General features: G+C 62.1%; 21 protein-coding genes and 2 tRNA genes. 13 read left to right on the forward strand and 10 right to left on the reverse strand.

Annotation, left to right across the window (positions count from 1 at the left end; translation table 11 throughout):
- The first annotated feature begins 17 nt into the window (after positions 1-17).
- The 3 genes from ribH to LFL96_RS15220 all read left to right on the forward strand — a co-directional run bounded on the left by ribH (position 18) and on the right by LFL96_RS15220 (position 2268).
- Entirely contained in the window at positions 18-524 is a 507-nt protein-coding gene (gene ribH / locus LFL96_RS15210; protein WP_006050161.1) for a 6,7-dimethyl-8-ribityllumazine synthase, read from the forward strand.
- Complete coding sequence (nusB, locus tag LFL96_RS15215; RefSeq protein ID WP_280996032.1) at positions 521-955, forward strand: transcription antitermination factor NusB; 435 nt, start codon at positions 521-523, stop codon at positions 953-955. Before ribH ends, nusB begins: the two co-directional genes overlap by 4 nt.
- 116 nt (positions 956-1071) lie before the next feature.
- Positions 1072-2268 carry a pyridoxal phosphate-dependent aminotransferase gene (locus LFL96_RS15220; RefSeq protein WP_280996033.1) on the forward strand — a complete coding sequence of 399 codons (1197 nt, stop codon included), beginning with the start codon at positions 1072-1074 and terminating at the stop codon, positions 2266-2268.
- Between the two features lie 136 nt (positions 2269-2404).
- Here LFL96_RS15220 and LFL96_RS15225 read toward each other — a convergent pair whose 3' ends face one another.
- Positions 2405-3601, reverse strand: coding sequence for a lytic transglycosylase domain-containing protein (locus tag LFL96_RS15225; RefSeq protein WP_280996034.1), 1197 nt, complete (start codon positions 3599-3601; stop codon positions 2405-2407).
- Positions 3602-4217: 616 nt separating this feature from the next.
- On the opposite strand from LFL96_RS15225, the gene LFL96_RS15230 reads away from it, so the two are divergent.
- Together LFL96_RS15230 and LFL96_RS15235 are read left to right on the forward strand one after the other, a co-directional pair.
- A complete protein-coding gene (locus tag LFL96_RS15230; RefSeq protein ID WP_280996035.1) occupies positions 4218-5786 on the forward strand; it encodes a UbiD family decarboxylase in 1569 nt (522 codons plus the stop codon).
- Positions 5787-5876: 90 nt separating this feature from the next.
- Complete coding sequence (locus LFL96_RS15235) at positions 5877-6554, forward strand: LysE family transporter (RefSeq protein ID WP_280996036.1); 678 nt, start codon at positions 5877-5879, stop codon at positions 6552-6554.
- 9 nt (positions 6555-6563) lie between these two features.
- Here the strand turns inward: LFL96_RS15235 and LFL96_RS15240 are convergent, their stop codons facing one another.
- From LFL96_RS15240 to LFL96_RS15250, 3 genes are all read right to left on the reverse strand, one after another.
- The gene (locus LFL96_RS15240) at positions 6564-7529 is read right to left on the reverse strand and encodes a threo-3-hydroxy-L-aspartate ammonia-lyase (protein WP_280996037.1); all 966 of its coding nucleotides are present in this window, start codon (positions 7527-7529) and stop codon (positions 6564-6566) included.
- Positions 7530-7727: 198 nt separating this feature from the next.
- Complete coding sequence (locus tag LFL96_RS15245; RefSeq protein ID WP_280996038.1) at positions 7728-8024, reverse strand: hypothetical protein; 297 nt, start codon at positions 8022-8024, stop codon at positions 7728-7730.
- A gap of 380 nt (positions 8025-8404) precedes the next feature.
- Positions 8405-8698, reverse strand: a complete 294-nt coding sequence (locus tag LFL96_RS15250) for a hypothetical protein (protein WP_281000894.1) — start codon at positions 8696-8698, stop codon at positions 8405-8407.
- A gap of 112 nt (positions 8699-8810) precedes the next feature.
- Between LFL96_RS15250 and LFL96_RS15255 the strand changes: the two genes are divergently transcribed.
- From LFL96_RS15255 to LFL96_RS15270, 4 genes are all read left to right on the forward strand, one after another.
- Complete coding sequence (locus LFL96_RS15255; protein ID WP_280996039.1) at positions 8811-9800, forward strand: DUF2520 domain-containing protein; 990 nt, start codon at positions 8811-8813, stop codon at positions 9798-9800.
- Positions 9801-9880: 80 nt separating this feature from the next.
- Positions 9881-10201 (forward strand): EthD family reductase, encoded by a 321-nt coding sequence (locus LFL96_RS15260; protein ID WP_280996040.1) that lies wholly within the window; start codon positions 9881-9883, stop codon positions 10199-10201.
- A gap of 222 nt (positions 10202-10423) precedes the next feature.
- A complete protein-coding gene (locus LFL96_RS15265; protein WP_280996041.1) occupies positions 10424-10987 on the forward strand; it encodes a YggT family protein in 564 nt (187 codons plus the stop codon).
- A 120-nt stretch (positions 10988-11107) separates the two neighbouring features.
- Positions 11108-11181 (forward strand) — tRNA-Gly (locus LFL96_RS15270).
- A gap of 244 nt (positions 11182-11425) precedes the next feature.
- Here the strand turns inward: LFL96_RS15270 and LFL96_RS15275 are convergent.
- Positions 11426-11809 (reverse strand): hypothetical protein, encoded by a 384-nt coding sequence (locus tag LFL96_RS15275; RefSeq protein ID WP_280996042.1) that lies wholly within the window; start codon positions 11807-11809, stop codon positions 11426-11428.
- Positions 11810-12119: 310 nt separating this feature from the next.
- Between LFL96_RS15275 and trmB the strand changes: the two genes are divergently transcribed.
- Entirely contained in the window at positions 12120-12905 is a 786-nt protein-coding gene (gene trmB, locus LFL96_RS15280; protein ID WP_280996043.1) for a tRNA (guanosine(46)-N7)-methyltransferase TrmB, read from the forward strand.
- A gap of 95 nt (positions 12906-13000) precedes the next feature.
- On the opposite strand, the gene LFL96_RS15285 is transcribed toward trmB, so the two are convergent.
- From LFL96_RS15285 to LFL96_RS15295, 3 genes are all read right to left on the reverse strand, one after another.
- Positions 13001-13837, reverse strand: a complete 837-nt coding sequence (locus LFL96_RS15285) for an undecaprenyl-diphosphate phosphatase (RefSeq protein WP_280996044.1) — start codon at positions 13835-13837, stop codon at positions 13001-13003.
- A gap of 79 nt (positions 13838-13916) precedes the next feature.
- Positions 13917-14510, reverse strand: coding sequence for a DUF1439 domain-containing protein (locus tag LFL96_RS15290; protein ID WP_280996045.1), 594 nt, complete (start codon positions 14508-14510; stop codon positions 13917-13919).
- A gap of 148 nt (positions 14511-14658) precedes the next feature.
- Positions 14659-14898: a YkgJ family cysteine cluster protein gene (locus tag LFL96_RS15295; protein WP_281000771.1), complete on the reverse strand. Its 240-nt coding sequence runs from the start codon at positions 14896-14898 to the stop codon at positions 14659-14661.
- Between the two features lie 431 nt (positions 14899-15329).
- On the opposite strand from LFL96_RS15295, the gene hemN reads away from it, so the two are divergent.
- The 3 genes from hemN to LFL96_RS15310 all read left to right on the forward strand — a co-directional run bounded on the left by hemN (position 15330) and on the right by LFL96_RS15310 (position 18666).
- Positions 15330-16721 (forward strand): oxygen-independent coproporphyrinogen III oxidase, encoded by a 1392-nt coding sequence (gene hemN, locus LFL96_RS15300; RefSeq protein WP_280996046.1) that lies wholly within the window; start codon positions 15330-15332, stop codon positions 16719-16721.
- 106 nt (positions 16722-16827) lie between these two features.
- Positions 16828-16912: transfer RNA gene (locus tag LFL96_RS15305), tRNA-Leu, on the forward strand.
- A 596-nt stretch (positions 16913-17508) separates the two neighbouring features.
- Entirely contained in the window at positions 17509-18666 is a 1158-nt protein-coding gene (locus tag LFL96_RS15310; protein ID WP_281000773.1) for a glycosyl hydrolase, read from the forward strand.
- Positions 18667-18902: 236 nt separating this feature from the next.
- Here the strand turns inward: LFL96_RS15310 and LFL96_RS15315 are convergent, their stop codons facing one another.
- Positions 18903-19913 (reverse strand): hypothetical protein, encoded by a 1011-nt coding sequence (locus LFL96_RS15315; protein ID WP_280996047.1) that lies wholly within the window; start codon positions 19911-19913, stop codon positions 18903-18905.
- Positions 19914-19963: 50 nt separating this feature from the next.
- Positions 19964-21271 (reverse strand): sel1 repeat family protein, encoded by a 1308-nt coding sequence (locus tag LFL96_RS15320; protein WP_280996048.1) that lies wholly within the window; start codon positions 21269-21271, stop codon positions 19964-19966.

Here is a 21271-nt window from a genome sequence, read left to right on the forward strand (position 1 = left end):
ACACTACGGAATACACAATGGAAATCGGACAATACCAACCGAATCTCGACGGCGACGGACTGCGCATCGGCATCGTCCAGGCGCGCTTTAACGAACCTGTTTGCAACGGCCTCGCCGACTCCTGCATCGAAGAACTTGAACGCCTCGGCGTGACCGGCGAAGACGTGCTGCTCGTCACCGTGCCGGGCGCGCTGGAAATTCCGCTGGCGCTGCAAAAACTCGCCGAAAGCGCGCAGTTCGACGCACTGATCGCGCTGGGCGCGGTGATTCGCGGCGAAACGTACCACTTCGAACTGGTCTCGAACGAAAGCGGCGCGGGCATCACGCGTATCGGCCTCGACTTCGGCATTCCGGTCGCGAACGCGGTGCTGACCACCGAGAACGACGAGCAGGCCGTCGCCCGCATGACCGAAAAGGGTCGTGACGCGGCGCGCGTGGCGGTCGAAATGGCGAACCTCGCGGTCGCGCTGGAACAACTCGGCGGCGACGACGAGGAAGAAGACGAAGAAGAGGAAGAGGCATGAAGAGCGCACGCCGACGCTCCCGCGAACTGGCCACGCAGGGGCTTTATCAGTGGCTGCTGTCGGGTGCGCCCGGCGGCGAGATCGACGCGCAACTGCGCGGCGCGCAAGGCTTCGACAAGGCGGATCACGAACATCTCGAGGCGCTGCTGCATGGCGTGATTCGCGATTCGGACGCTTTGTCCGCGGATATTGCGCCGTGTCTGGACCGTCCGCTCGACCAGCTCTCGCCGGTCGAGCGCGCGGTCTTGCTGGTCGCCGCGTACGAGTTGAAGAACCATGTCGATATTCCTTATCGCGTGGTGATCAACGAAGCGGTCGAACTGGCCAAGACGTTTGGCGGCGCGGACGGCTACAAGTACGTGAATGGCGTGCTGGACAAGCTGTCGGCGCAACTGCGCGCGGCTGAAACGCAGGCGGCCCGCAAGTCCTGAGTCTTCCGCCTTCGCCGGCCTCGCGCGAAGTTGCGGCGTGTGCCGTGGCTTCGCGTAAGGGCGGGTGTGGTCTTATCCCGCCCGCCGCTTCTGAATGATGGATCTGATCTGATCGTATGACCTCCGTGACCGAACCCCTCGTGCGGCTTGCCGCGCGCGTCGACGCCATCCAGCCTTTCTATGTGATGGAACTCGCGAAGGAAGCCGCTCTGCTGGAGCGCGACGGGCGCGACATCATCCACATGGGCATCGGCGAGCCGGACTTTACGGCGCCCGAGCCTGTCATCGAGGCGGCCGCGAGCGCACTACGCCGCGGCGTCACGCAATACACCAACGCACTCGGTCTGCACGCGCTGCGTGAGGCGATCTCCGCGCATTACGCCGACTTCTACGGCGTACAGGTCGATCCGGCGCGGATCGTGGTCACGGCCGGCGCTTCCGCCGCCCTGCTGCTGGCGTGCGCGGCGCTGGTGGACCGCGACGACGAAGTGCTGATGCCCGACCCGTGCTACCCGTGCAACCGCCATTTCGTGATTGCCGCCGAAGGCAAACCGGTGATGGTGCCGAGCGGGCCGGCCGAACGCTTCCAGCTGACCGCCGCCGACGTCGAGCGTCTGTGGAACGAGCGCACGCGCGGCGTGCTGCTCGCGTCGCCGTCGAACCCGACCGGCACGTCGATCGAGCCGGCCGAGCTCGAGCGCATCGTCAAGGCCGTGCGGGCGCGCGGCGGCTTCACGATCGTCGACGAAATCTACCAAGGCTTGAGCTATGGCGAAAAGCCGGTGTCGGCGCTGTCGTACGGCGACGACGTCGTCACCGTCAACAGCTTTTCGAAGTACTTCAACATGACCGGCTGGCGGCTCGGCTGGCTGGTCGTGCCGCCCGGCATGGTCGGCGCGTTCGAGAAGCTCGCGCAGAACCTGTTCATCTGCGCGTCGGCGCTCGCCCAGCATGCGGCGCTCGCGTGCTTCGAGCCGCAAACCATCGCGATCTATGAAGACCGGCGCCTGGAGTTCAAGCGCCGCCGCGACTTCATCGCGCCCGCGCTGGAATCGCTTGGCTTTTCGGTGCCGGTCATGCCCGACGGTGCGTTCTATGTTTACGCCGACTGTCGGCACGTCGCGCATTCCGCGGCCGGCGACAGCGCCGCGCTGACCAAGGCGATGCTTCACGACGCGGGCGTCGTGCTGGTGCCGGGCATGGATTTCGGCACGCATGCGCCGAAGGACTACATCAGGCTGTCGTACGCAACGGCTTATCCGAAGCTGGAAGAAGCCGTCGACAGGTTAGCGAAGCTGTTTGGGCGGACGTGATTGCGCTGAAGCGATTCCGCTAACGCCAGACGTAAAAAAGGACACCTCGCGGGTGTCTTTTTTTGTTTGTCACAGCGACTCGATTAAAGCAACGCGAGTTCAGGCCAGGTGGGCCAGGCAGCCCAAGCAACAAGCCTCAGGCGCCCAACTCCGAAGCGGATGCAACATGCTTCGGCGCATTGGAACTGGCGTCGTCCTGCTCCGAGACCGGCGTCTTCACCGGCGCCGCGGCGCTCAGCGCATGACCGCCGTCGAGCGTCACCTGCACGCGCTTGCCGTTGCCGCCGCCCGCAGCCGCTGCCGCCGTATTGGCCGACGCGGTCAGAACCGGCGCCTGCGGTGCGTTGATCGGCACCTTGCGGCCACGCGCCACATCGCGCAGACGGCCACGTTCGGCCATGACCTTGGCGCCGTAGCCACCGTCGTCCTGCGAGGTCGAGCCGACGTACAGACGCAGACCGCCCGGCAACGAGCCGCCCCGCGCGATGCAATCCTTCAGCACCAGCGCGCCGACCTTGATGTTCGCGACAGGCTCGAGCGCCGCGCTCTGGCCGCCAAAATACTGGAATTTGTCCGAGTGCACCTTGGACATCACCTGCATCAGGCCTTGCGCGCCCACGCCGCTCTCGGCGTACGGGTTGAAGCCCGATTCGATCGCCATCACGGACAGCAGCAGCAGCGGATCGAGACCGACTTCGCGGCCGGTGTCGAACGCGGCCTTCACGAGCTCGCTGACGGGCTCCTGAGCGACGCGGTAACGGCGCGCCAGGTAAGACGCCACCAGATCCTGCTCGCGGGTGGAAACCAGCACGCGGTCGTCGCGTGCATCGGCGGACACGCGCTGCGCCGGAATCAGACGCGCCAGCGCGCTGACGCTCTGCATGGTGCGCGGGTCGAGGCCGTTCAACGCGGCGATGCCCATGCCAGCCGTGCCGGAACCGTCGAAAGCACCGTCGAAGCTGGTGTTGCTGACGGTGCTGGACATCGCGCCGTTGTTCGCACCAGCCGCACCGTTCGCGGTGTCCGCGCCGGCGGCGTTGGCGGCCAGCGAGTCGTCGGTGGAGGTGCTGCCCGGCGGGCCGAACGAAGGCAGCGGATTGCCCTGCAGCAGTCGGGCAGGACCCGCTTGCACAGCGGCGGAGACGATCGGCATCAGCTTGGCGGCAAGGGTGCCGCGCAGGGCCGGCATCAGCCACAGTACGAGTGCCAGCACGACAGCGATACCGCCGACAATGCTGAACAGGTGTTGACTCATTCGCGTCCCGCGACGCAGCACACCACGCATGACCTGCGCAATACGCTCATCGGGACGCCACGATAACCAGGCGTTCATTCAGATCTCCCATGTTGCATGATCCCCGAACCCCGCCATGTGAACAGGCGGTAACACGCGTTCGAAGAGTCAAGACATCGCCCGCTCTGTCTGGTTAGGGCAGCAGCGACGTCGGGAAACGGCAAATACCGTCTGTGGGGAGCCATCCTGAAAATTAGCCGCGGCATACCAAAAAAGTATGCAGGCGGTGGCTCCCACGCGAAAAACCAGCGACAGAAGGCGCTGGCGAGGACTTCATCAAGACCGTCAGATACCGTGCAGGGAATCGGTAAGCGGTGACGCGTTGCGTCTAAAGGGACCGGGGGCAGTGGTAAAAAAGGTTCACGCCCTGCAACCAATGTGGACGGATTCTATGCACGGTTTTATAGATCGTCAACACTATAGATAGGCAAAAGTATAACTAATTGTAATAATGAACACCGTTCAGTCGGTTCAGAACCGCGCGCCACGCGCCTTTTGAGCCATCTCGAATCCTGTCCTCCTCCCAAGCCGTCCGGCTGAATTACGTGCGCCTGCCAACGCAGGTAAAATCGACAATCTTTCGGGCGCCTCTCGACGCTGTCGCGCCTGCCTTTTTTGCCGCTTTCGCCGCTTGCACGGCACTGAACCGCACCAGATGAAATACAAAGACCTGCGTGATTTCGTCGGCCGTCTCGAAACGATCGGGGAACTGCGCCGTATCCCGCAAAACGTGTCGCCTGCCCTGGAAATGACCGAACTGTGCGATCGCGTGCTGCGTGCCGGCGGACCCGCGCTGCTGTTTGAGAGCAAAGCCCAGCATGCGTTCCCGGTCCTCGGCAACCTGTTCGGCACGCCTCGCCGCGTGGCGCTCGGCATGGGCATCGACGCGCAAGCCGGCGAAGGCGACGGCGCCGCGCTGGAATCGCTGCGCGACGTCGGCCGGCTGCTGTCCGCGTTGAAGGAGCCGGAGCCGCCGAAGGGGCTCAAGGACGCAGGCAAACTGCTGACGCTCGCGAAGGCGGTGTGGGACATGGCCCCCAAAACGGTCAGCGCCCCGCCGTGTCAGGAAATCGTGTGGGAAGGCAACGACGTCGATCTGGCGAAATTACCGATTCAGACCTGCTGGCCAGGCGACGCGGGCCCGTTGATCACATGGGGTCTGACCGTCACGAAAGGCCCGAATAAGAGCCGACAAAATTTAGGCATATATCGCCAGCAACTGATCGGGCGTAACAAACTGATCATGCGTTGGCTCGCGCATCGCGGCGGCGCGCTCGATTTTCGCGAGTTCGCGCTGCAGAATCCGGGCAAACCGTATCCGGTGGCCGTGGTGCTCGGCGCGGATCCGGCCACGATTCTCGGCGCGGTGACGCCGGTGCCCGACACGCTGTCCGAATACCAGTTCGCCGGGCTGCTGCGCGGCGGCCGCACCGAGCTGGCGAAGTGCATCACACCGGGCGTCGACGGGTTGCAGGTGCCCGCGCGCGCGGAGATCGTGCTGGAGGGCTTCATCTACCCGCAGCAAGGCTCGCCCGATCCGGCGCCGGCGGGCGCGCCGCCGCGTCCAGCGAAGGGCGCGTCCGCGGGTTACGAGCACGCGCTCGAAGGACCGTACGGCGATCACACCGGCTACTACAACGAGCAGGAGTGGTTTCCGGTGTTTACCGTCGAGCGCATCACGATGCGGCGCGACGCGATCTATCACTCCACCTACACCGGCAAACCGCCCGACGAACCCGCGGTGCTCGGCGTCGCGCTCAACGAAGTGTTCGTGCCGCTGCTGCAGAAGCAGTTCACCGAGATCACCGATTTCTATCTGCCGCCCGAAGGGTGCAGCTACCGCATGGCCATCGTGCAGATGAAGAAGAGCTACCCCGGCCACGCGAAGCGCGTGATGTTCGGCGTGTGGAGCTTCCTGCGGCAGTTCATGTACACGAAGTTCATCGTGGTGGTCGACGAGGACGTGAATATCCGCGACTGGAAAGAGGTGATCTGGGCGATCACCACACGTATCGATCCGGCGCGCGATACGGTGCTGGTGGATCGCACGCCGATCGACTATCTGGATTTCGCATCGCCGGTAGCGGGGCTCGGCTCGAAGATGGGGCTCGACGCGACTAACAAGTGGCCGGGCGAAACCGACCGCGAATGGGGCCGGCCCATCGTGATGGACGACGCGGTCAAGCAACGTATCGACGGTTTGTGGAACGAGCTGGGCCTGTGACCTTGCGTCACGAATCGAGGCCGGCGCCGGCCCCCGTCACGCCAGCCGTACGACAAGACCAATAAGAGAATCGAGGGAGCCGTTGCACGGATGCATGCCTTTTCAATGATGTCGGATGGCTTTTTTCTGTCGTTGTCGTTGTGTCTGGACATCGGTCTCGTGAACGTCGCGATCATTTCGCTGACGCTTTCCCATGGCTTCAAACCCGGGTTCTGGCTGGGACTCGGCTCGTGCGTCGGCGATCTGATTTACGCGGCGCTCGCGCTCGCGGGCATGGCCGCGTTGCTGCAGTTCGAGTCGGTGCGCTGGGTGGTGTGGATCGGCGGCGCGGCGATCCTGCTGTTTCTCACGTGGAAAATGGCGCGCGAGGCGATGTTCCCCGCGAAGGCGCCCGCCGTCGCCGGTGAAGCGCAAGCAGGTACGCCGCATCCGTCGGCATGGCGCGGTTTTCTGCGCGGCGTGCTGCTGGCGGTGTCGTCGCCCTCGGCGATTCTCTGGTTCGCGGCGGTCGGCGGTGCGCTGATCGCGAAGGCCGGCGCAACGAGCGTCACGACGGCGCCGGTGTTTCTCGGCGGTTTTTTTCTCGGCGGACTGTGCTGGACGCTCTTTATCTGCGGGCTCGGCAGCCATGGCCGTAAGCGCGCCGGCACCGGGTTGCTGCGAGCCTGCCACGTGATGTCCGCCTTGCTGTTCGCGTATTTCTCCTACAGCGTGATCGTCAACGGGTATCGCGATCTGATCGTGCAAACCGCGCACGCGGTGAGTTGACCGGCCCCGTCACGCGAGATACTGCGCGAGCTTCGCGAGATCGACGTTGCCGCCGCTCACCACCACGCCCACCCGCTTGCCCGCGACCGGCACGATGCCGTTCAGCACCGCCGCCGCGGCGAGACAACCGGTCGGCTCGACCACGATCTTCATGCGCTGCGCGAAAAAGCGCAGGGAGTCGATCAACTGCGCGTCGCTGACCGTTTCGATGCGTGCCACGTGCTCGCGAATGATCGCGAACGTGTAGTGACCGAGATGCGTGGACGCGGCACCATCGGCGATCGTGCGCGGTGTATCGATATGCACGATTTCGCCGCGAGCGAGCGATTGCTGGCCATCGTTGCCCGCTTCCGGTTCGATGCCGATCACCGTGCACGCCGGACTCAACGCCGCCCCCGACAACGCGCTCCCGCCGATCAACCCGCCGCCGCCCAGGCAGACGAACAACATGTCGAGCGGGCCGGTTTCCTCGATCAACTCCTTCACCGCCGTCCCCTGCCCCGCGATCACATGCGGATGGTCGTACGGCGGAATCAAGGTCATGCCGCGCTCTTCGGCGAGACGGCGGCTGATGTCCTCGCGGTTCTCCGTATAGCGATCGTAGGTGATGACCTCACCGCCATAGCCCCTGGTCGCGGCGATTTTCGCCTCGGGCGCGTCGTGCGGCATGATGATCGTCGCGTGGATGCCGGCGAGGCGCGCCGACAGAGCGATCGCCTGAGCGTGGTTGCCCGAGGAAAACGTCAGCACGCCGGCCTTGCGCTGTTCCGCGTCGAAATGCGAGATCGCGTTGTACGCGCCGCGAAACTTGAAGGCGCCCATCCGCTGGAAATTTTCGCATTTGAAGAAGACCGACGCGCCCGTGCGTTCGTCGAACGTACTCGACGTCAGGACCGGTGTGCGATGGGCGACGCCTTCGAGACGTGCCGCGGCGTCGAGGACGTCGTCGAAGGTGGGAGCGGGAAGCGCGTGCATCGGCGGAACTCTCGGAGCGGTGGTGGGATGGCCATTCTCCCAGCTTCATCCCCGCTTTGGAAAGACGCATTTCAGTGACCGAAAACACAAACGGCGCAATGCCGGCAATCGAGCCGGCATTGCGCCGTTTAACCAGCGGAACGTTAAAAGCCGAAGCGCACTTATGCTACTTAAGCGATCACGCCCGTGGTAATTCGATTAACGACGGTAATAGCCGTGGCCGTAGTAGCCACGGTAATAACCGTGATGGTAATAAGGATGACCGTAGTAGCCATACCCACCCACGACGACCGGCGGCGCAGCGTAGACGACCGGCGGTGCATAGACCGGCGGGGGCGGCGGCGCGTAGTAGACCGGCGGCGGAGCGGCGTACACCGGATAGGCCGGCGCGATCGGCACCCCGATACCGATACCAACGGACACATGCGCCTCGGCTGCACCGGCGAGTCCAAGGCCGAGTGCGGCGGCAACGACAAACGGAACGATCTTTTTCACTTCTATTCTCCTAGCGCGGCCCACCAAGGTCGCCGACTTCGCATGCCCTGCATGCTATGAATTCAATGTATCGAAAAAGCGCGCACGTATCTGTTCGCATTTGTTGCAAATTGCAATTGACGGCAATACGCCGCAATTCGACGGCACGGAGAATACGCCAGATCGAGCCGGCGGTGGACTAAAAATCAAGGGTTTGCGCGTAGTTGACGGACGCTGCGGGCGGTACGCCGGGGCGTCGAGCGTCGGCGGACGCCTTTTCAGTAATCTTTGATTACAAATTAGCTTCAATGCTGACGCGGAAAGTTGTGGCGGGGCCAACGAAAAATGCCCGGCAAATCAGCCGGGCATTCCTTACCTGCGCAGAGCACGAGCAACGGGCGTCAGCCCACCTTCACGTAGGCGAATTCGCGCGACACGCTTGGCGGCACGTACGCCCCGCTAATACGAACGCGCGGCGTCAGGCGCTTTTTCTGATCCCACCAACGGCGCCGCTGCGCGTGCGTGAGGAAGCGCAAGTGCTTTCGGTAAGAAAATATGCTCATCGTGACCTCCCGAATCTGACTGCGAGACGAAATACCCGGAACAGCAATGGCCAAACCGGCACATGAAGCGATTGTGAGCAGTTTCCGCGCCCGGCGGGCGCGCGCCGCCGGATAACCGGCCGGTGTCGCCATACGGCGCGCAAACTGTTCGGAGGAAAGTCCGGCCGCGCGGCCCACGCCAGGCGGCCCCGATGCGCGATACTGCTGCTTTCCCGTTCAAATGTTCCGTCTGGAGCAGGCAACCATGTCCCAGTCCTCCCTGCCGCGCCTCGGCTTCATCGGTGCGGGCCGGCTCGCGCGATGTCTGGCGCTGAGCTTTGCGCGCGCCGGCTATCCGGTCACGGCGGTGGCGAGCCGCTCGGCCGCTTCCGCCAGCCGGCTCGCCGGTCAAATCGAGCAGTGCGCGGCATGCGACGATCCTCAACAGGTCGTCGACGCCGCCGACATCATCTTTTTAGCCGTTCCCGACGACCATATCGGTACGACAGCCCACACTCTGAGCTTCGGCGCGGACGGCGCCCCTCGGACTCAACATGCCGATGGCGCAAACCACGCCGGCGCGGCGGCGTCGATGACCCGATCCAGCAAGGCGCTGGTGCACTGCAGCGGCGCTTCGCCGGTCGAGTTGCTGGCGCCCGCGCGCGCTCAAGGCGCGGCGATCGGCGGCTTCCACCCACTCTACCTGTTTGGTGGCGAGCTCGCCGACCTCGAACGGATCGCCGGCTGCTCGGTGACGATCGAAGCCGACGGCGCGCTGAAGGAGGCGCTCACGGCCCTCGCGCTGGCGCTGCGCTGCCATCCGTTGTCGATTCCTGCGGGCGGCCGCATGCTGTATCACGCCGCCGCACACTACGCGGCCAGCTTCGCGCTGTGCAGCCTGGCCGAATGTGTCGCGTTGTGGCGCACGCTCGGCTTCGCCGAGGACGACGCGCTGCGCGCATTGCTGCCGATGCTCTCCGGCACCATCGCCACGGCGCGCGACAAAGGTTTGCCGAACGCCCTCGCCGGCCCGGTCTCGCGGGGCGACGCGGGGGTCGTCGAAAAGCAGTTGGCGCTGCTGGAAGGTCTGGGCGGCGACCATGCCGCGCTGTACGGGTTGATGACGCGCCGCGCGGTCGCGCTCGCCGAGCGGCGCGCGAGTCCGCCCGTCGCGATCGAGGTGATCGCCGGCGTCGTCGAAGAATCGCTGCAACGCTCGCTGAATCAGGCGGCAGCAGGTGCAAGCGTCAAGTAAGCCGTGATAATGTGACGTCCGGCGGCGCCACGCGCAATCCGCCGGCGCCGCGCTTCGGGACCAACAGACGAGAACGCACAATGATCAAGGTCAGCATCCTTTATCCGTACCGGGAAAACGGCCACTTCGACGTGGACTATTACTGCGCCACGCACATGCCGCTCGCGGCGAAGCTGTTCGGGCCGTCGCTGAAAGGCTGGTCGGTCGATGTCGGCATCAACGCCGGGCCGCCGGGAACGCCGCCGCCGTTCTTCGCCGCGGGCCACTTCCTGTTCGACAGCGTGAACGACTTCTACGCGGTCTTCAAATCGGCCTCGGAACAACTGCTGGCCGACATTCCCAATTACACCGACGGCGGCAACGGCACGATTCTGATCAGCGAGATCAAGATTTCCGTGTGATGCCGCGCGGATGGGGATGAGGCGGCGGCTCTATGGTTAATATCGTCGAACCGGACGCTTCTTCCCGCACGCTCGCACACCGCACGACCCGATACACCGCTCGACGCGCCCTTGCGCAAGGTCGTCGCGCGGCAACCGGATAACACCGTTGGCGCACCGTTTGGCAAGCGCCGGCGTCCCGCGGCCGACCGACGGCCGTCACCCGAAGGATAAGGACACACGATGTTTGGCGATATCGCCCGTTTTCTGCTCAATACTGTCTTCACGCTGTTCGGCGCGGCTTTGCTGCTGCGCGCCTGGTTGCAGGTCGTCCGCATGCCGCCATACAACCCGGTGACGAATGCGGTGCTGCAGGCCACCAACTGGATCGTGTTGCCGTTGCGGCGCATCCTGCCAAGCACGCGCAGCATCGACTGGGCAAGCCTGGTCGCGGCGCTGATCGCGGCGATCGTCTACGTCGTCGCGATGGTGGCGCTGACCGGCGCCGATCCGCTGACGCTCGTGCCGACGCTGCTGATCGTGGCGGTGCTGACGGTGATCAAGTGGGCGCTGAATCTGATCATCTGGATGACGATTTTGATGGCGCTGCTGTCGTGGCTCAATCCGCGGTCGCCGGCCATGCCGATCCTGTATCAGTTGACGGCGCCGTTTTTGAATCCGCTGCGGCGCGTGGTGCCGCAACTCGGTGGAATCGATCTTTCGCCGATTCTGCTGTTCGTGATCGTGCAGGTGCTGTTGATGGTGGTGACGCGGGCGGCGGTGCAACTGACTTATTTCGTGATCTGAAGATGGGGGCGGGTGGGGCCGGAGGCGGGTGATGCGGTTTCGGTTTCGGTTTCGGCTTCGGTGGATCGCGGCGGAGCGATTTGCGCTGGACACCCATTCCCGAGTAAAATCGTGCGCTCTGCGGGCGTCGTATAATGGTAATACCCTAGCTTCCCAAGCTAGAGCCGTGGGTTCGATTCCCATCGCCCGCTCCACAGCTTCCTTCTGCGAAGCGCTTTCATTCGGCATAGCGCACTTGCTCGCCTGGCGCCAGGCAGTGCGAGATCCGGTCGACGCTCCCCTAATGCAGGCTTCCTACATCTAATCCGACGAGAAACGCACGTCTCGCGTACTTAGCAAACTCGCGCATTGCTCGCACATTCACTCATGGTCTACACGAAATACGCCGCACGACTTTAACCGTGCGGCGCCTCGTCTCAGACTAAACTACTGCCCCCCTCAAATCCACCGATTCGCCTCCCACACCAGCCTCGCGGCCGCGGCATGGTGATATCGGCCGAGAATATAGCGAATCCCACCCTGGCATTCCTCCACTGCATTCCCAAAAGACTTGTCCCCAGCCGGATTCAACCCGGATTGCGCCGGCAATAACTGATAAAGCCCGCGCGCGGAAATCTTCGGATTGCGCAAATCCACGACCCCGCCCGATTCCTGCGCCATCAGCCACAGCAAATCGTCATATTGAGTCAGCGATACTTTCTCGATCGACATTGCTTCGCGCAGTGCGTGACGCGTGGTCGTCGCAACGGTATCCGGATCGATGGCCGTCCAGTTCTGTTTGGCCGGTTTTGCCTGACGGTGATTGTGTTTATGCTTACTCATGGTGAATAGTCATTCGAATAATCGTTGAACACAGAAGGCTTACAGAACAATTAAATCATACGAATGACCACGACGGTTATTTAAATGTAATGTAGCCGACAATTTCCATTCGAAAATGCGGCCCGTCCCCCGTCTGGACGCACCCTTTTGGGTTGTGCTACCTTACGCGCACTTGCAACGCCCGCTCCACCTCGCTGCCGAGCATCGGCAGCCTCCAGCACGAGCCGCCTCCATGAAGGCGGCTTTTTTGTAGTGACGGCGGCGCCGGCCAGAGCGAGCCGCGACGCCCTCCTCCTTGTAGCAATCGACGATGATCCACGATCCCAACGACGCCGGCCTGCCGGACGACCTTTCCACGCCCGCCAACGCATCCGCGGACTCCTCCGCCGCACCTGAAGCCGGCGCCGATTCGCCGGAAAACGCACTGCGCCTGCGCCGCATCCGCAGCTTCGTGACGCGCGCGGGCCGCGTGTCGACCGGCCAGCGCCGCGCGATGGACGAACTCGGCCCCCGTTTCGTGCTGCCGTTCGCGCCGCAACAACCCGACTGGAGCGAGGTGTTCGGCCGCAGCGCCCCGCGCGTGCTGGAAATCGGTTTCGGCATGGGCGCGACGACGGCGGAAATCGCGTCGCACCGCTCGGGCGACGACTTCATCGGCGTCGAGGTCCATGAACCGGGCGTCGGCGCGTTGCTGAAACTGATGGGCGAGCAGAACCTGTCGAACATCCGCATCATTCAGCACGACGCGGTCGAAGTGCTCGAACAGATGATCGCGCCGGACAGCCTCGACGGCGTGCACATTTTCTTCCCGGATCCGTGGCACAAGGCGCGTCACCACAAGCGCCGGCTGATCCAGCCGAAGTTCGTCGCCCTGCTGGTGTCGCGCCTGAAACCCGGCGCGTATCTGCATCTGGCGACCGACTGGCAGAACTACGCCGAGCAAATGCTCGAAGTCCTCAGCGCGGAATCCGCGCTGGAGAATACCGCCGACGGTTACGCGCCGCGCCCCGACTATCGTCCGGTGACGAAGTTCGAACGGCGCGGGTTGCGGCTCGGTCATGGTGTATGGGACCTGGTGTTCCGCAAACGCGGCTGACGATAATCTGTCATCCACAAGCAAAAAGGTCCGCGAACGCGGACCTTTTTCATTTGCAGCGGGAGCCGCGGCGCCAGGCAATCAGCCGGATCGCCTCACTCCGCCCAACTCAACGCGCCGCTATACCCAACCAGCAGAATCAGCAGGCCAAAGCCGATCCGATACCACGCAAACACCGTGAAATCGTGCGCGGCGATGTAGCGCAGCAACCAGCGCACGCAAGCAAACGCGCTGATGAACGCCGCCACGAAACCCAGCGCGAACGTGCCGAGCGCATCGGCGGAAAGCAGGTGCCAGTCTTTATACAGTTCGTAAGCGGTCGCGCCGAAAATGATCGGGATCGCGAGGAAGAACGAGAACTCCGTGGCCACGCGCCGTTCGAGCCCGAACAGCATGCCGCCGATGATCGTCGAGCCCGAGCGCGACATCCCCGGAATCAGCGCGAAGCATTGCGCCAGGCCGACTTTGAGCGCGTCGAGCGCGCTGAGATCGTCCACGTTGCCGACTCGCGCCGGCACGTCGCCACGTGCGCGCTGGCGCGCTTCGGCCCACAGAATCACCACGCCGCCCGCCACCAGCGCGAACGCGACCGGCACCGGCGAAAACAGCGCCGCCTTGATCGACTTCTCGAACAACAGCCCCAGCACGACCGCCGGAATCGTCGCGATGATGACGTTCAGCGTGAAGCGCCGCGCGTCGGGACGGCTCGGCAACCCCGCCACCACGCTGCCGATGCGGCGGCGAAACTCCCAGCACACCGCGAGAATCGCGCCGAGCTGGATGACGACATCGAAAGTCTTCGCGTGGTCGTCCGTGAAATTCAGCAGGCTGCCCGCGACGATCAGATGCCCGGTGCTCGACACTGGCAAAAACTCCGTCAATCCTTCGACGACGCCCAGAATCAGCGCCTTGCAAGCCAGTAGCCAGTCCATCCGAGACCCTCATCGCTTTAATTAGTCGGAACGAACAGGACCGGCATGGTGAGCGCGGCCCTGCCGGCCGCGCGTGACGTCATTTCTCGACGATCTGTACGCGTATGCCGTTTGTAAGGATGGTAATTGTACCGGGTTCGTAATTCACCCCGGCAAATTGCAGTTGCTCGGGTTTGAAGGTGTAGATCGGGTAATTGGTCAGCAATTGCGTGGCGAGCACCGCCGCCGCGGCGTTGATCTGCTGCGTGAACGCCTGCGCGTCCCCGCTCACGCTGACGTTGTCGACGTTAGGCGATTTGAGCACGACCGATTTGCTGGCCGCGTCGTACGCGAGTTCGCTCGACAGCGTGAATACGCCGGCCACCGGCTGCGCCATGAACGGGCTCGCGAAGCGGGCGTCGAGCTTGACGGACACGCGATTGGCGTCCGGCAGGAAACCGACCACCGGATTGGAAAGCGCGACGTCGAACACCTGCGACACCGTGCGCTGATACGGGAATTTGCGCTGCACCGCGTCCTGCACCTGCTGCTGCGAGAACGTGTAGTGCGACGGGATGAACGGGAACGTCGAGCTTGCGCAAGCCGCAAGCGAAACGGTGATGCCCAGCGCGCTACAACCTGTCAGCGCGGCGAGCAGAAAGCGGCGCCGGGCCGGCGCAGCGGGTCGAATCATGCGAAATCTCCTGAGAGCTATGAGGCAAGGCGACGGTTTTGGTAAGACTGCCGCGATGCGAATACGTCATGCTGAATGGGGCTGATCCCGCCTGCGCGGCATGAAGCAAAAAAATACCGCCGCAAGCTGGCGAACGTCATCACGTCCGCTATCGATCGGCGCCCGCGTGCGGTTGCGTCTGTGCTTCGAGTTGCGTGAGCCACGCAAGTGCCTCGTCGCGCTGCGTCCCGCACATATCCGGCTGCGGCTGGAGACCCGAACAGCACGCCGGCCGCTCGGGCTGGCCGAAGATCGCGCAGCGCAAGTCGTCGCCGAGTTGCACGCAACGCACGCCGGCCGGCTTGCCGTTCGGCATGCCGGGAATCGGGCTCGATATCGACGGCGCGATACAGCACGCGCCGCAATCGGGACGGCACGCGTGACCGGCGAAACGAAACGGCGACTCACCGCGCTTCGAGCCGCCGGCGGACGGTCCGGCAGCGCCGCGTGCCTCATCTCGCGGCGCAGGATCATTAAAGCCTGTGCGCAGAAAATTTAGCACGTCCCCTTGCCCGTCTCTTTCAGGTTCCATCTTCAAACCACTCACGACATTTCCCTAACGCGACATCCGTCGACGCATTTTCTAGATCTGGATCAAGACCGCATTGTGCCACCGCATGCCGTGCGACCTTTTTACGCAATACTGCGTCGGGTCACGCACTTAGACTGGGTCGATCAACAAGGCCACGCCGCGAGCCACCTGTCGCGTTCGACATCGATCCACCAGACGATGCCTGCCCCGGCATCTCGCGTCGCGCGGTCCACGAACCCGAGCCCCCCATGACCATCGCCGAGACGCTGTTCCGCCCTGACCTGCTCGCCAAATACAGCGCGAACGGTCCACGCTATACGTCCTATCCGACCGCGCTGCAGTTCCGCGATACGTTCGATCCCGCCGACTATCTGCGCGCCGCCGCCGACCCGAGCGCGTCCGCGACCGACCTGTCGCTGTACTTCCACATTCCGTTTTGCGACACCGTGTGCTTCTACTGCGGCTGCAACAAGATCGCGACGAAAAACCGCGCGCACGCGCGGCCCTATCTCGAACAACTGAAGCGCGAAATGGCGCTGCAGGCGGCATGCTTCGACACGCGGCGTCCGGTGTCGCAATTGCATCTGGGCGGCGGCACGCCGACCTTCCTGTCGCACGATGAGATGTCCGAGCTGATCGCCGCGGCGCGCGAGCACTTCACGCTGCGGACCGAGGCCGAGGGCGACGGTGAGTATTCGATCGAAGTCGATCCGCGCGAGGCATCGCCCGAGACGATCGCGCATCTGCGCAAGCTCGGCTTCAATCGTTTGAGCCTGGGCGTGCAGGATTTCGATCCGCTCGTGCAGCAAGCGATCAACCGCATTCAGCCGCGCGAGATGACCGCGTCGGTGATGCAGGCCGCGCGCGAGACCGGCTATCACTCGATCGGCGTCGATCTGATCTATGGGCTGCCGCATCAAACCGTCGACAGCTTCAGCCGCACGCTCGACACGATGCTCGAACTCGCGCCCGATCGTCTCTCGGTGTTCGCGTACGCGCACATGCCGCAGCTCTTCAAGATGCAACGGCAGATGGACCCGGCGACGCTGCCCTCGCCCGCCACGCGGCTCGCGATTCTGCGGCGGGTGGTCGAGCGACTGACGGGCGCGGGCTACGTGTACATCGGCATGGATCATTTCGCGCTGCCCACCGATGAGCTCGCGCGTGCGCAGACGCAACGCACGTTGCATCGCAATTTTCAGGGCTACAGCACGCGCGCGGAGTGCGATCTGATCGGCTTCGGCGCGTCGTCGATCGGCAAGGTCGGCGACGTCTACGCGCAGAACGTCAAGGATTTGACGGGCTACGGGGCGGCGATCGATGCCGGCCGTCTCGCGATCTCGCGCGGCGTGCGTCTCACCGCCGACGACCGGCTGCGCCGCGACGTCATCACGCAGTTGATGTGCAATCTGGAACTGCGTTTCGACGAATTCGAAGCGACGTACGGCATCCGCTTCGCGCAGACATTCGAGGCCGAGCTGGAGCGCCTGCGCGAATTCGAGGCAGACGGTCTCGTCGCGCTCGATGCCGGCAAGCTCGAAGTCCGGATGGCCGGCCGGATGCTGGTGCGCAATATCGCGATGGTGTTCGACCGGTATCTCGGTCAGCAGACACTCGAGCGGTTTTCGCGGACCGTTTGACGGCATTGCAGCCGATGAAGGCGGCCGGCTTGCCCGTCGCCGAATTTTCGGCCATAATCTGCGTCTTCGCCGCGCGCCATGTTCCAGCGCGTGAGCCGCAAGATCTGCCCAGGTGGTGAAATTGGTAGACGCAGGGGACTCAAAATCCCCCGCCGCAAGGCGTGCCGGTTCGATTCCGGCCCTGGGCACCAAACAGATTCATCAAGTCAGCGCGTTCGCCGCTACTTTCGAATATCGCGAAACACCCTCTCTTTCGCAAAAATTTCCCTGATTTTTCACTTGCTTGTTGTCAATGCTTTGATCTCACAAGCGATGACTTTGCGCATACAGCGGCAGCACAATTGCCTCTCGCTTTGCAATTCGCGACATTTACGTCGTTGGCGTCCATGTCTGCGGCCATATTCAGAAAAAGCTATTGCCCAACGAGCCAAAGATGCACACGCACTTGATTAACAACACATATAAACACCTTGGCTTTTATTCGTTTGGCATTTTATGTTGGCCAACGACTTCGTCTTGATCAAAGCTCTGTAGAATCGCGCGATTCGGGTTTGAGATTAAGTCAAAGGCAGCATGGATACCCAGAGCATATTGAGGGCAATCAGGGCTGGCCTGTCACAACAGGATCGCCTGCTTAAGCTGGATACGCCGGTAGAAAATATGGACGATCCCGTTGGGAAAGCTCTCGGGCAGCTGTTGGAAAATTAATATGCAGAAGTCAAAGCGCTGGAAAATGCTGGCAGGCGGTTTCGCCTTGCTGGCAGCATTAATCTATGAATGCCAAAGCTTGACGACAGGTTGGGAAACAGTCACGACATCTTTTGCGAAAAGTGACAAGCCCTACGGCGGCGGAGCATTCCGCGTTCGCGGTAACGACGTCATCAGTTTGAAGACTGCAGGACCGGAACTCAAGTTCAAACCGGCAAGCCAACTTAAGAATCCTGAAGTGGCGGAACTCACTGAAGCGTGGATGGACGACTCTTCCGAGCGCCTAAATCGACGCACGGTGGCTTTCCTGAAGGGAACGTTGAATGGCGGATTGACACGGACCTTCCAGCAGCGCGGCCAGGACGCTGCCTGGTGGTATTCGAAGGACTGGCACACCGTCTATGTCAGCATCGGATGGATGGACTACAAATCGCCTGTCCCATCGAATGGTCTAACTCCGCAAATTACCAAGCTCTGGCGGTCAACTGACGGCGGCCAAAACTGGACCCAATTGACCTGGCCAGAAGACCGCAACATCGGCCAACTTCTGTTTCTCGATCCGCAACGGGGTTACGCGATCGGATGGGGGCCGCATATATGGCGGACGGCTGACGGCGGCCAGTCATGGCACGAAATCAAAGTGCCGCCACTCGCGGATGCAGGCAAACCTCGCAAGACGTTTGACGCGGTGAACCTCGGTCCCGATGGCGTATTGCACGTCGCCTACTACGTCGACAAGCTCGATGAAACTCAGACATCGAGCCTGATCTATCGACTCGCGTGGGATCAGCAGGATTTCGTGCGAGAGGTCGTGTTGCCGCAACAAACTGTCGTCGATCTGCAATCGACGCCGGACTCAGCAGGAAGCTATTCACTTTATGCACTATCGCGCCTCGGCCCTCCGCGTAACTGGGATGATCCGGCGGACAAAGGGCATCGCGTTGGCGCTATTTCAACGTGGACGAACGGCCCCCAACCAGTGGCGCGTCAACTGCATACCTTTGACAATAAGTTGATGCTGGACGGGCTCAGCGTAGGCAGACAGGGGGTACTGCTTGTTTATGCAACCGATGCATCGGGCGAAGGCGCACCGCGTGACCTCACCATCATTAGCAGCGATTCCGGACAATCCTGGAAGCCGCTAGATGAGAGCAGCGCTCAGGGCGGTTATTTTGATCCAGAGACCAACACGCAATACGCACTGTTCGCCTATACGTTGAAGAAGCGGAAATTCTAGTCAGTCCAGCTTTGGAATCCGGCGTATCCACTGCTTCCGCGATACGCCGGTTCTGTGGCTCAGATCTTCCATCATGAAACACTGAACTCGCAGCGCCCCGTTCAGCCGTAAGGGTGGCGCCAGCAACGTCTTGAGTGGCAGCAGATACCTTCAGACGGCAGTGCGATCCGATCAGTGACGACCTACAGGGTGAGGTGGTCGATGCGAGCGCGCTTCCGCGCCCGGCCAAACATCCTTCAGTCTTCGTGCAGGGACGCCTGCAACTTCAGCAGCTTCAAGATATCCCCATCGCTGACGTGGAACGACAGGTCGTCGGTGAGCGGTCTATAAAGATCCGGCAGGCGCGTCCATTCGAACAGAGAGTTATCCGAATAGAAATTTCCGATCTGCTTCAACGCGGGCGTTGCATCGGTCGTCCCTCGGGAGGGATCGTAATCGGCGCGTATTCTCGCGAATCCTTCCAGGTGTCCGATGCACGCGGAACATCCATTGTTTACCCCCTTTTCCCAAAGGCGATAAGCGTCTACCTTCCGTCCTTCCATGTCCGCGAGTACGCCAAGGCTGTCATAGGCCTCTCCATCTCCCTGTGCCATTGCACATTCCAGCATCGCTTTGCCGGCCGGCCTCAATTGTTTCGATCGAACAACGATGTCGCCACCCACCCAGACCATCGCATCGGGACTTCCGCGGTCGATTGCTTCGGACATCACCCGCTCCTGCTCCTGCGGCACCTGCTCAAGATAGGTCGCGTAGGTGTATGCCGCGATGGGAATACCTTGCGCCGCCAACTTCTCCAGCCGTCGTGCCGCATCCTGATGTGCCGCAGCGTCTCCCCGCACCCTGAAGGCCCAAACGCTGTCGACATACTCGGCCTTCCAACTGCCCGCCTTGATTGCGGCCCTGATCAGGTCAAGACGTTTCTTGCGTGCGGCCTCGCTGTCCCAGAAGTCAGGAACACTGTTTCCATGCGTGGTGTACTGGACAAACTCAGCAAAAGCCTTCGCTGCCGCGGCGGACTCTTCCGGCGTGTGGTCTTGTGCCTGACGGCAGACGAACGGCCTGCCCTTGAACTGCGCGAGGAGCGTCCGATCCATTTCCTGCGCGCTTACGTCATCCCACGCCGCCGAATGATTGAAGCTGGTCAGTTCCTGAGATGAAGTAGTGTCCTGGCGTGAAGGCAAGACACTTCGATCGGCGCAACCAGTGAATGCAACAACAACGAGAAACAGCGGTACTAAAATTCGCACGACCCAACTCCTGTTTTTTATTTGGACCAATCTGCCTGCCTGTCGAAACATCACACCTGATCGATATACGCGACCAGTTCCCACGCGACCCGTGAAGTCTGCCGGCGCTCACCCATCACGCGATCAAGAAGCGCGAGCTGACGCGATTCGTGTACGACCAGCGACGGCAACGTATCGCCCTTGAGGAAACGACGCTGCGAATCTCCCATCTGCCCCACCTGAAGCTTTGCATGCCAGACACCATCTTCAGGGCAAATCTCGCCGGTGCTGACGAAGGTGCCGAGCGGTACGCGGGACGCGACGCTCACAGGTTCTTCCGCCTGCGATGTCTTCTTCAAGAGCCCCGATAGCGGCAGGCCCGTCGCCGGATCGAGTTGCTTTGTTTTCGCCAGCCGATCAATGAGTTCTTCGGACGGCTTCTGTGGGGGCGTTGCGGCATCCTGCTGCTTTTGCCATTCGAACGTGCCGTCCCATGGCGGAAGCTTGGCGGGCGGCAACGGTACGATCTTGTCGATGTCGGGAACCCTTGGGTTGCGACCGTCATTACCATCGATAAACTTGCCGATTAACTTGTAGCGCGTTGCCCGTTCCGGGTCAGGTGCTACGCCCAGATAGCTCACAACATCACTCTTTGATTTCGCCAGGAATCCCATTTCTAACGCAAATGCGCCTTGCGTATTCCCGGCTGCCGCTGACTTTTGAAATGCCACCATCGCGTCTGCATACTTCTCGTTGTCCTGCAGCTTTGTTCCGAGATAGTTTGCCGCTTCGGCATGCCCCTGATCCGCAGCACATTGGAACATTTGAAGCGCGATATCCGGCGCCGCATCTGCTGGGTCAAGCAAATTCGCGACGTAATACTGAGCGTCCGCGTTGCCGAGATCAGCGGCCTTGCGGATGTAGCTTCGAGCCGCATCGGCGTCCTGCTTGAGTCCATATCCGTTCAGCAGGTAGTGCCCGACATCGTAGTAGCCACTGGGCACACCTGCCTTGATCAGCTGTTCCGCGAGATCGACACTCTCGTTCTCAGCATCAGGCGAAGACGCCATGCCAGTCGAAACAAGCAGTTGCAAATTATGATTCGCTTTGAAATTCCCGTATGCCGCGGCAATCCGGTAGTAGCGGGCAATATCGTTGTAGTCTTTCGGCCCCTCTTTTTTCTCAAGATAGCGGGCGTACTGAAAGAGCCTTTCCGATTCCTGATCGATCTGCGGCAGATGGGCGGCCTCATGCATGCATGTAAAGGCGAGATTGGCGCGTACAGCACCAAGGTCAGGTACAGACGTCACGGTATTTTCGTTCCTCGAACAGGCACATAAGAGACACGTTGCGAACAAAGCGATGATAGTTATACGCAT

The organism is Paraburkholderia sp. D15, assembly GCF_029910215.1.
Lineage (GTDB): Bacteria > Pseudomonadota > Gammaproteobacteria > Burkholderiales > Burkholderiaceae > Paraburkholderia.

Bases quoted from the DNA above. Each gene is read 5' to 3' on its own strand.
- LFL96_RS15285 (WP_280996044.1), bottom strand. From the start codon at position 13,837: ATGGACTGGCTACTGGCTTGCAAGGCGCTGATTCTGGGCGTCGTCGAA.
- LFL96_RS15265 (WP_280996041.1), top strand. From the start codon at position 10,424: ATGTTTGGCGATATCGCCCGTTTTCTGCTCAATACTGTCTTCACGCTG.
- hemN (WP_280996046.1), top strand. From the start codon at position 15,330: ATGACCATCGCCGAGACGCTGTTCCGCCCTGACCTGCTCGCCAAATAC.
- trmB (WP_280996043.1), top strand. From the start codon at position 12,120: ATGATCCACGATCCCAACGACGCCGGCCTGCCGGACGACCTTTCCACG.
- LFL96_RS15260 (WP_280996040.1), top strand. From the start codon at position 9,881: ATGATCAAGGTCAGCATCCTTTATCCGTACCGGGAAAACGGCCACTTC.
- LFL96_RS15250 (WP_281000894.1), bottom strand. From the start codon at position 8,698: ATGGCGACACCGGCCGGTTATCCGGCGGCGCGCGCCCGCCGGGCGCGG.
- ribH (WP_006050161.1), top strand. From the start codon at position 18: ATGGAAATCGGACAATACCAACCGAATCTCGACGGCGACGGACTGCGC.
- LFL96_RS15320 (WP_280996048.1), bottom strand. From the start codon at position 21,271: ATGCGTATAACTATCATCGCTTTGTTCGCAACGTGTCTCTTATGTGCC.
- LFL96_RS15220 (WP_280996033.1), top strand. From the start codon at position 1,072: ATGACCTCCGTGACCGAACCCCTCGTGCGGCTTGCCGCGCGCGTCGAC.
- LFL96_RS15235 (WP_280996036.1), top strand. From the start codon at position 5,877: ATGCATGCCTTTTCAATGATGTCGGATGGCTTTTTTCTGTCGTTGTCG.
- LFL96_RS15255 (WP_280996039.1), top strand. From the start codon at position 8,811: ATGTCCCAGTCCTCCCTGCCGCGCCTCGGCTTCATCGGTGCGGGCCGG.
- LFL96_RS15290 (WP_280996045.1), bottom strand. From the start codon at position 14,510: ATGATTCGACCCGCTGCGCCGGCCCGGCGCCGCTTTCTGCTCGCCGCG.
- LFL96_RS15225 (WP_280996034.1), bottom strand. From the start codon at position 3,601: ATGAACGCCTGGTTATCGTGGCGTCCCGATGAGCGTATTGCGCAGGTC.
- LFL96_RS15230 (WP_280996035.1), top strand. From the start codon at position 4,218: ATGAAATACAAAGACCTGCGTGATTTCGTCGGCCGTCTCGAAACGATC.
- LFL96_RS15240 (WP_280996037.1), bottom strand. From the start codon at position 7,529: ATGCACGCGCTTCCCGCTCCCACCTTCGACGACGTCCTCGACGCCGCG.
- nusB (WP_280996032.1), top strand. From the start codon at position 521: ATGAAGAGCGCACGCCGACGCTCCCGCGAACTGGCCACGCAGGGGCTT.
- LFL96_RS15275 (WP_280996042.1), bottom strand. From the start codon at position 11,809: ATGAGTAAGCATAAACACAATCACCGTCAGGCAAAACCGGCCAAACAG.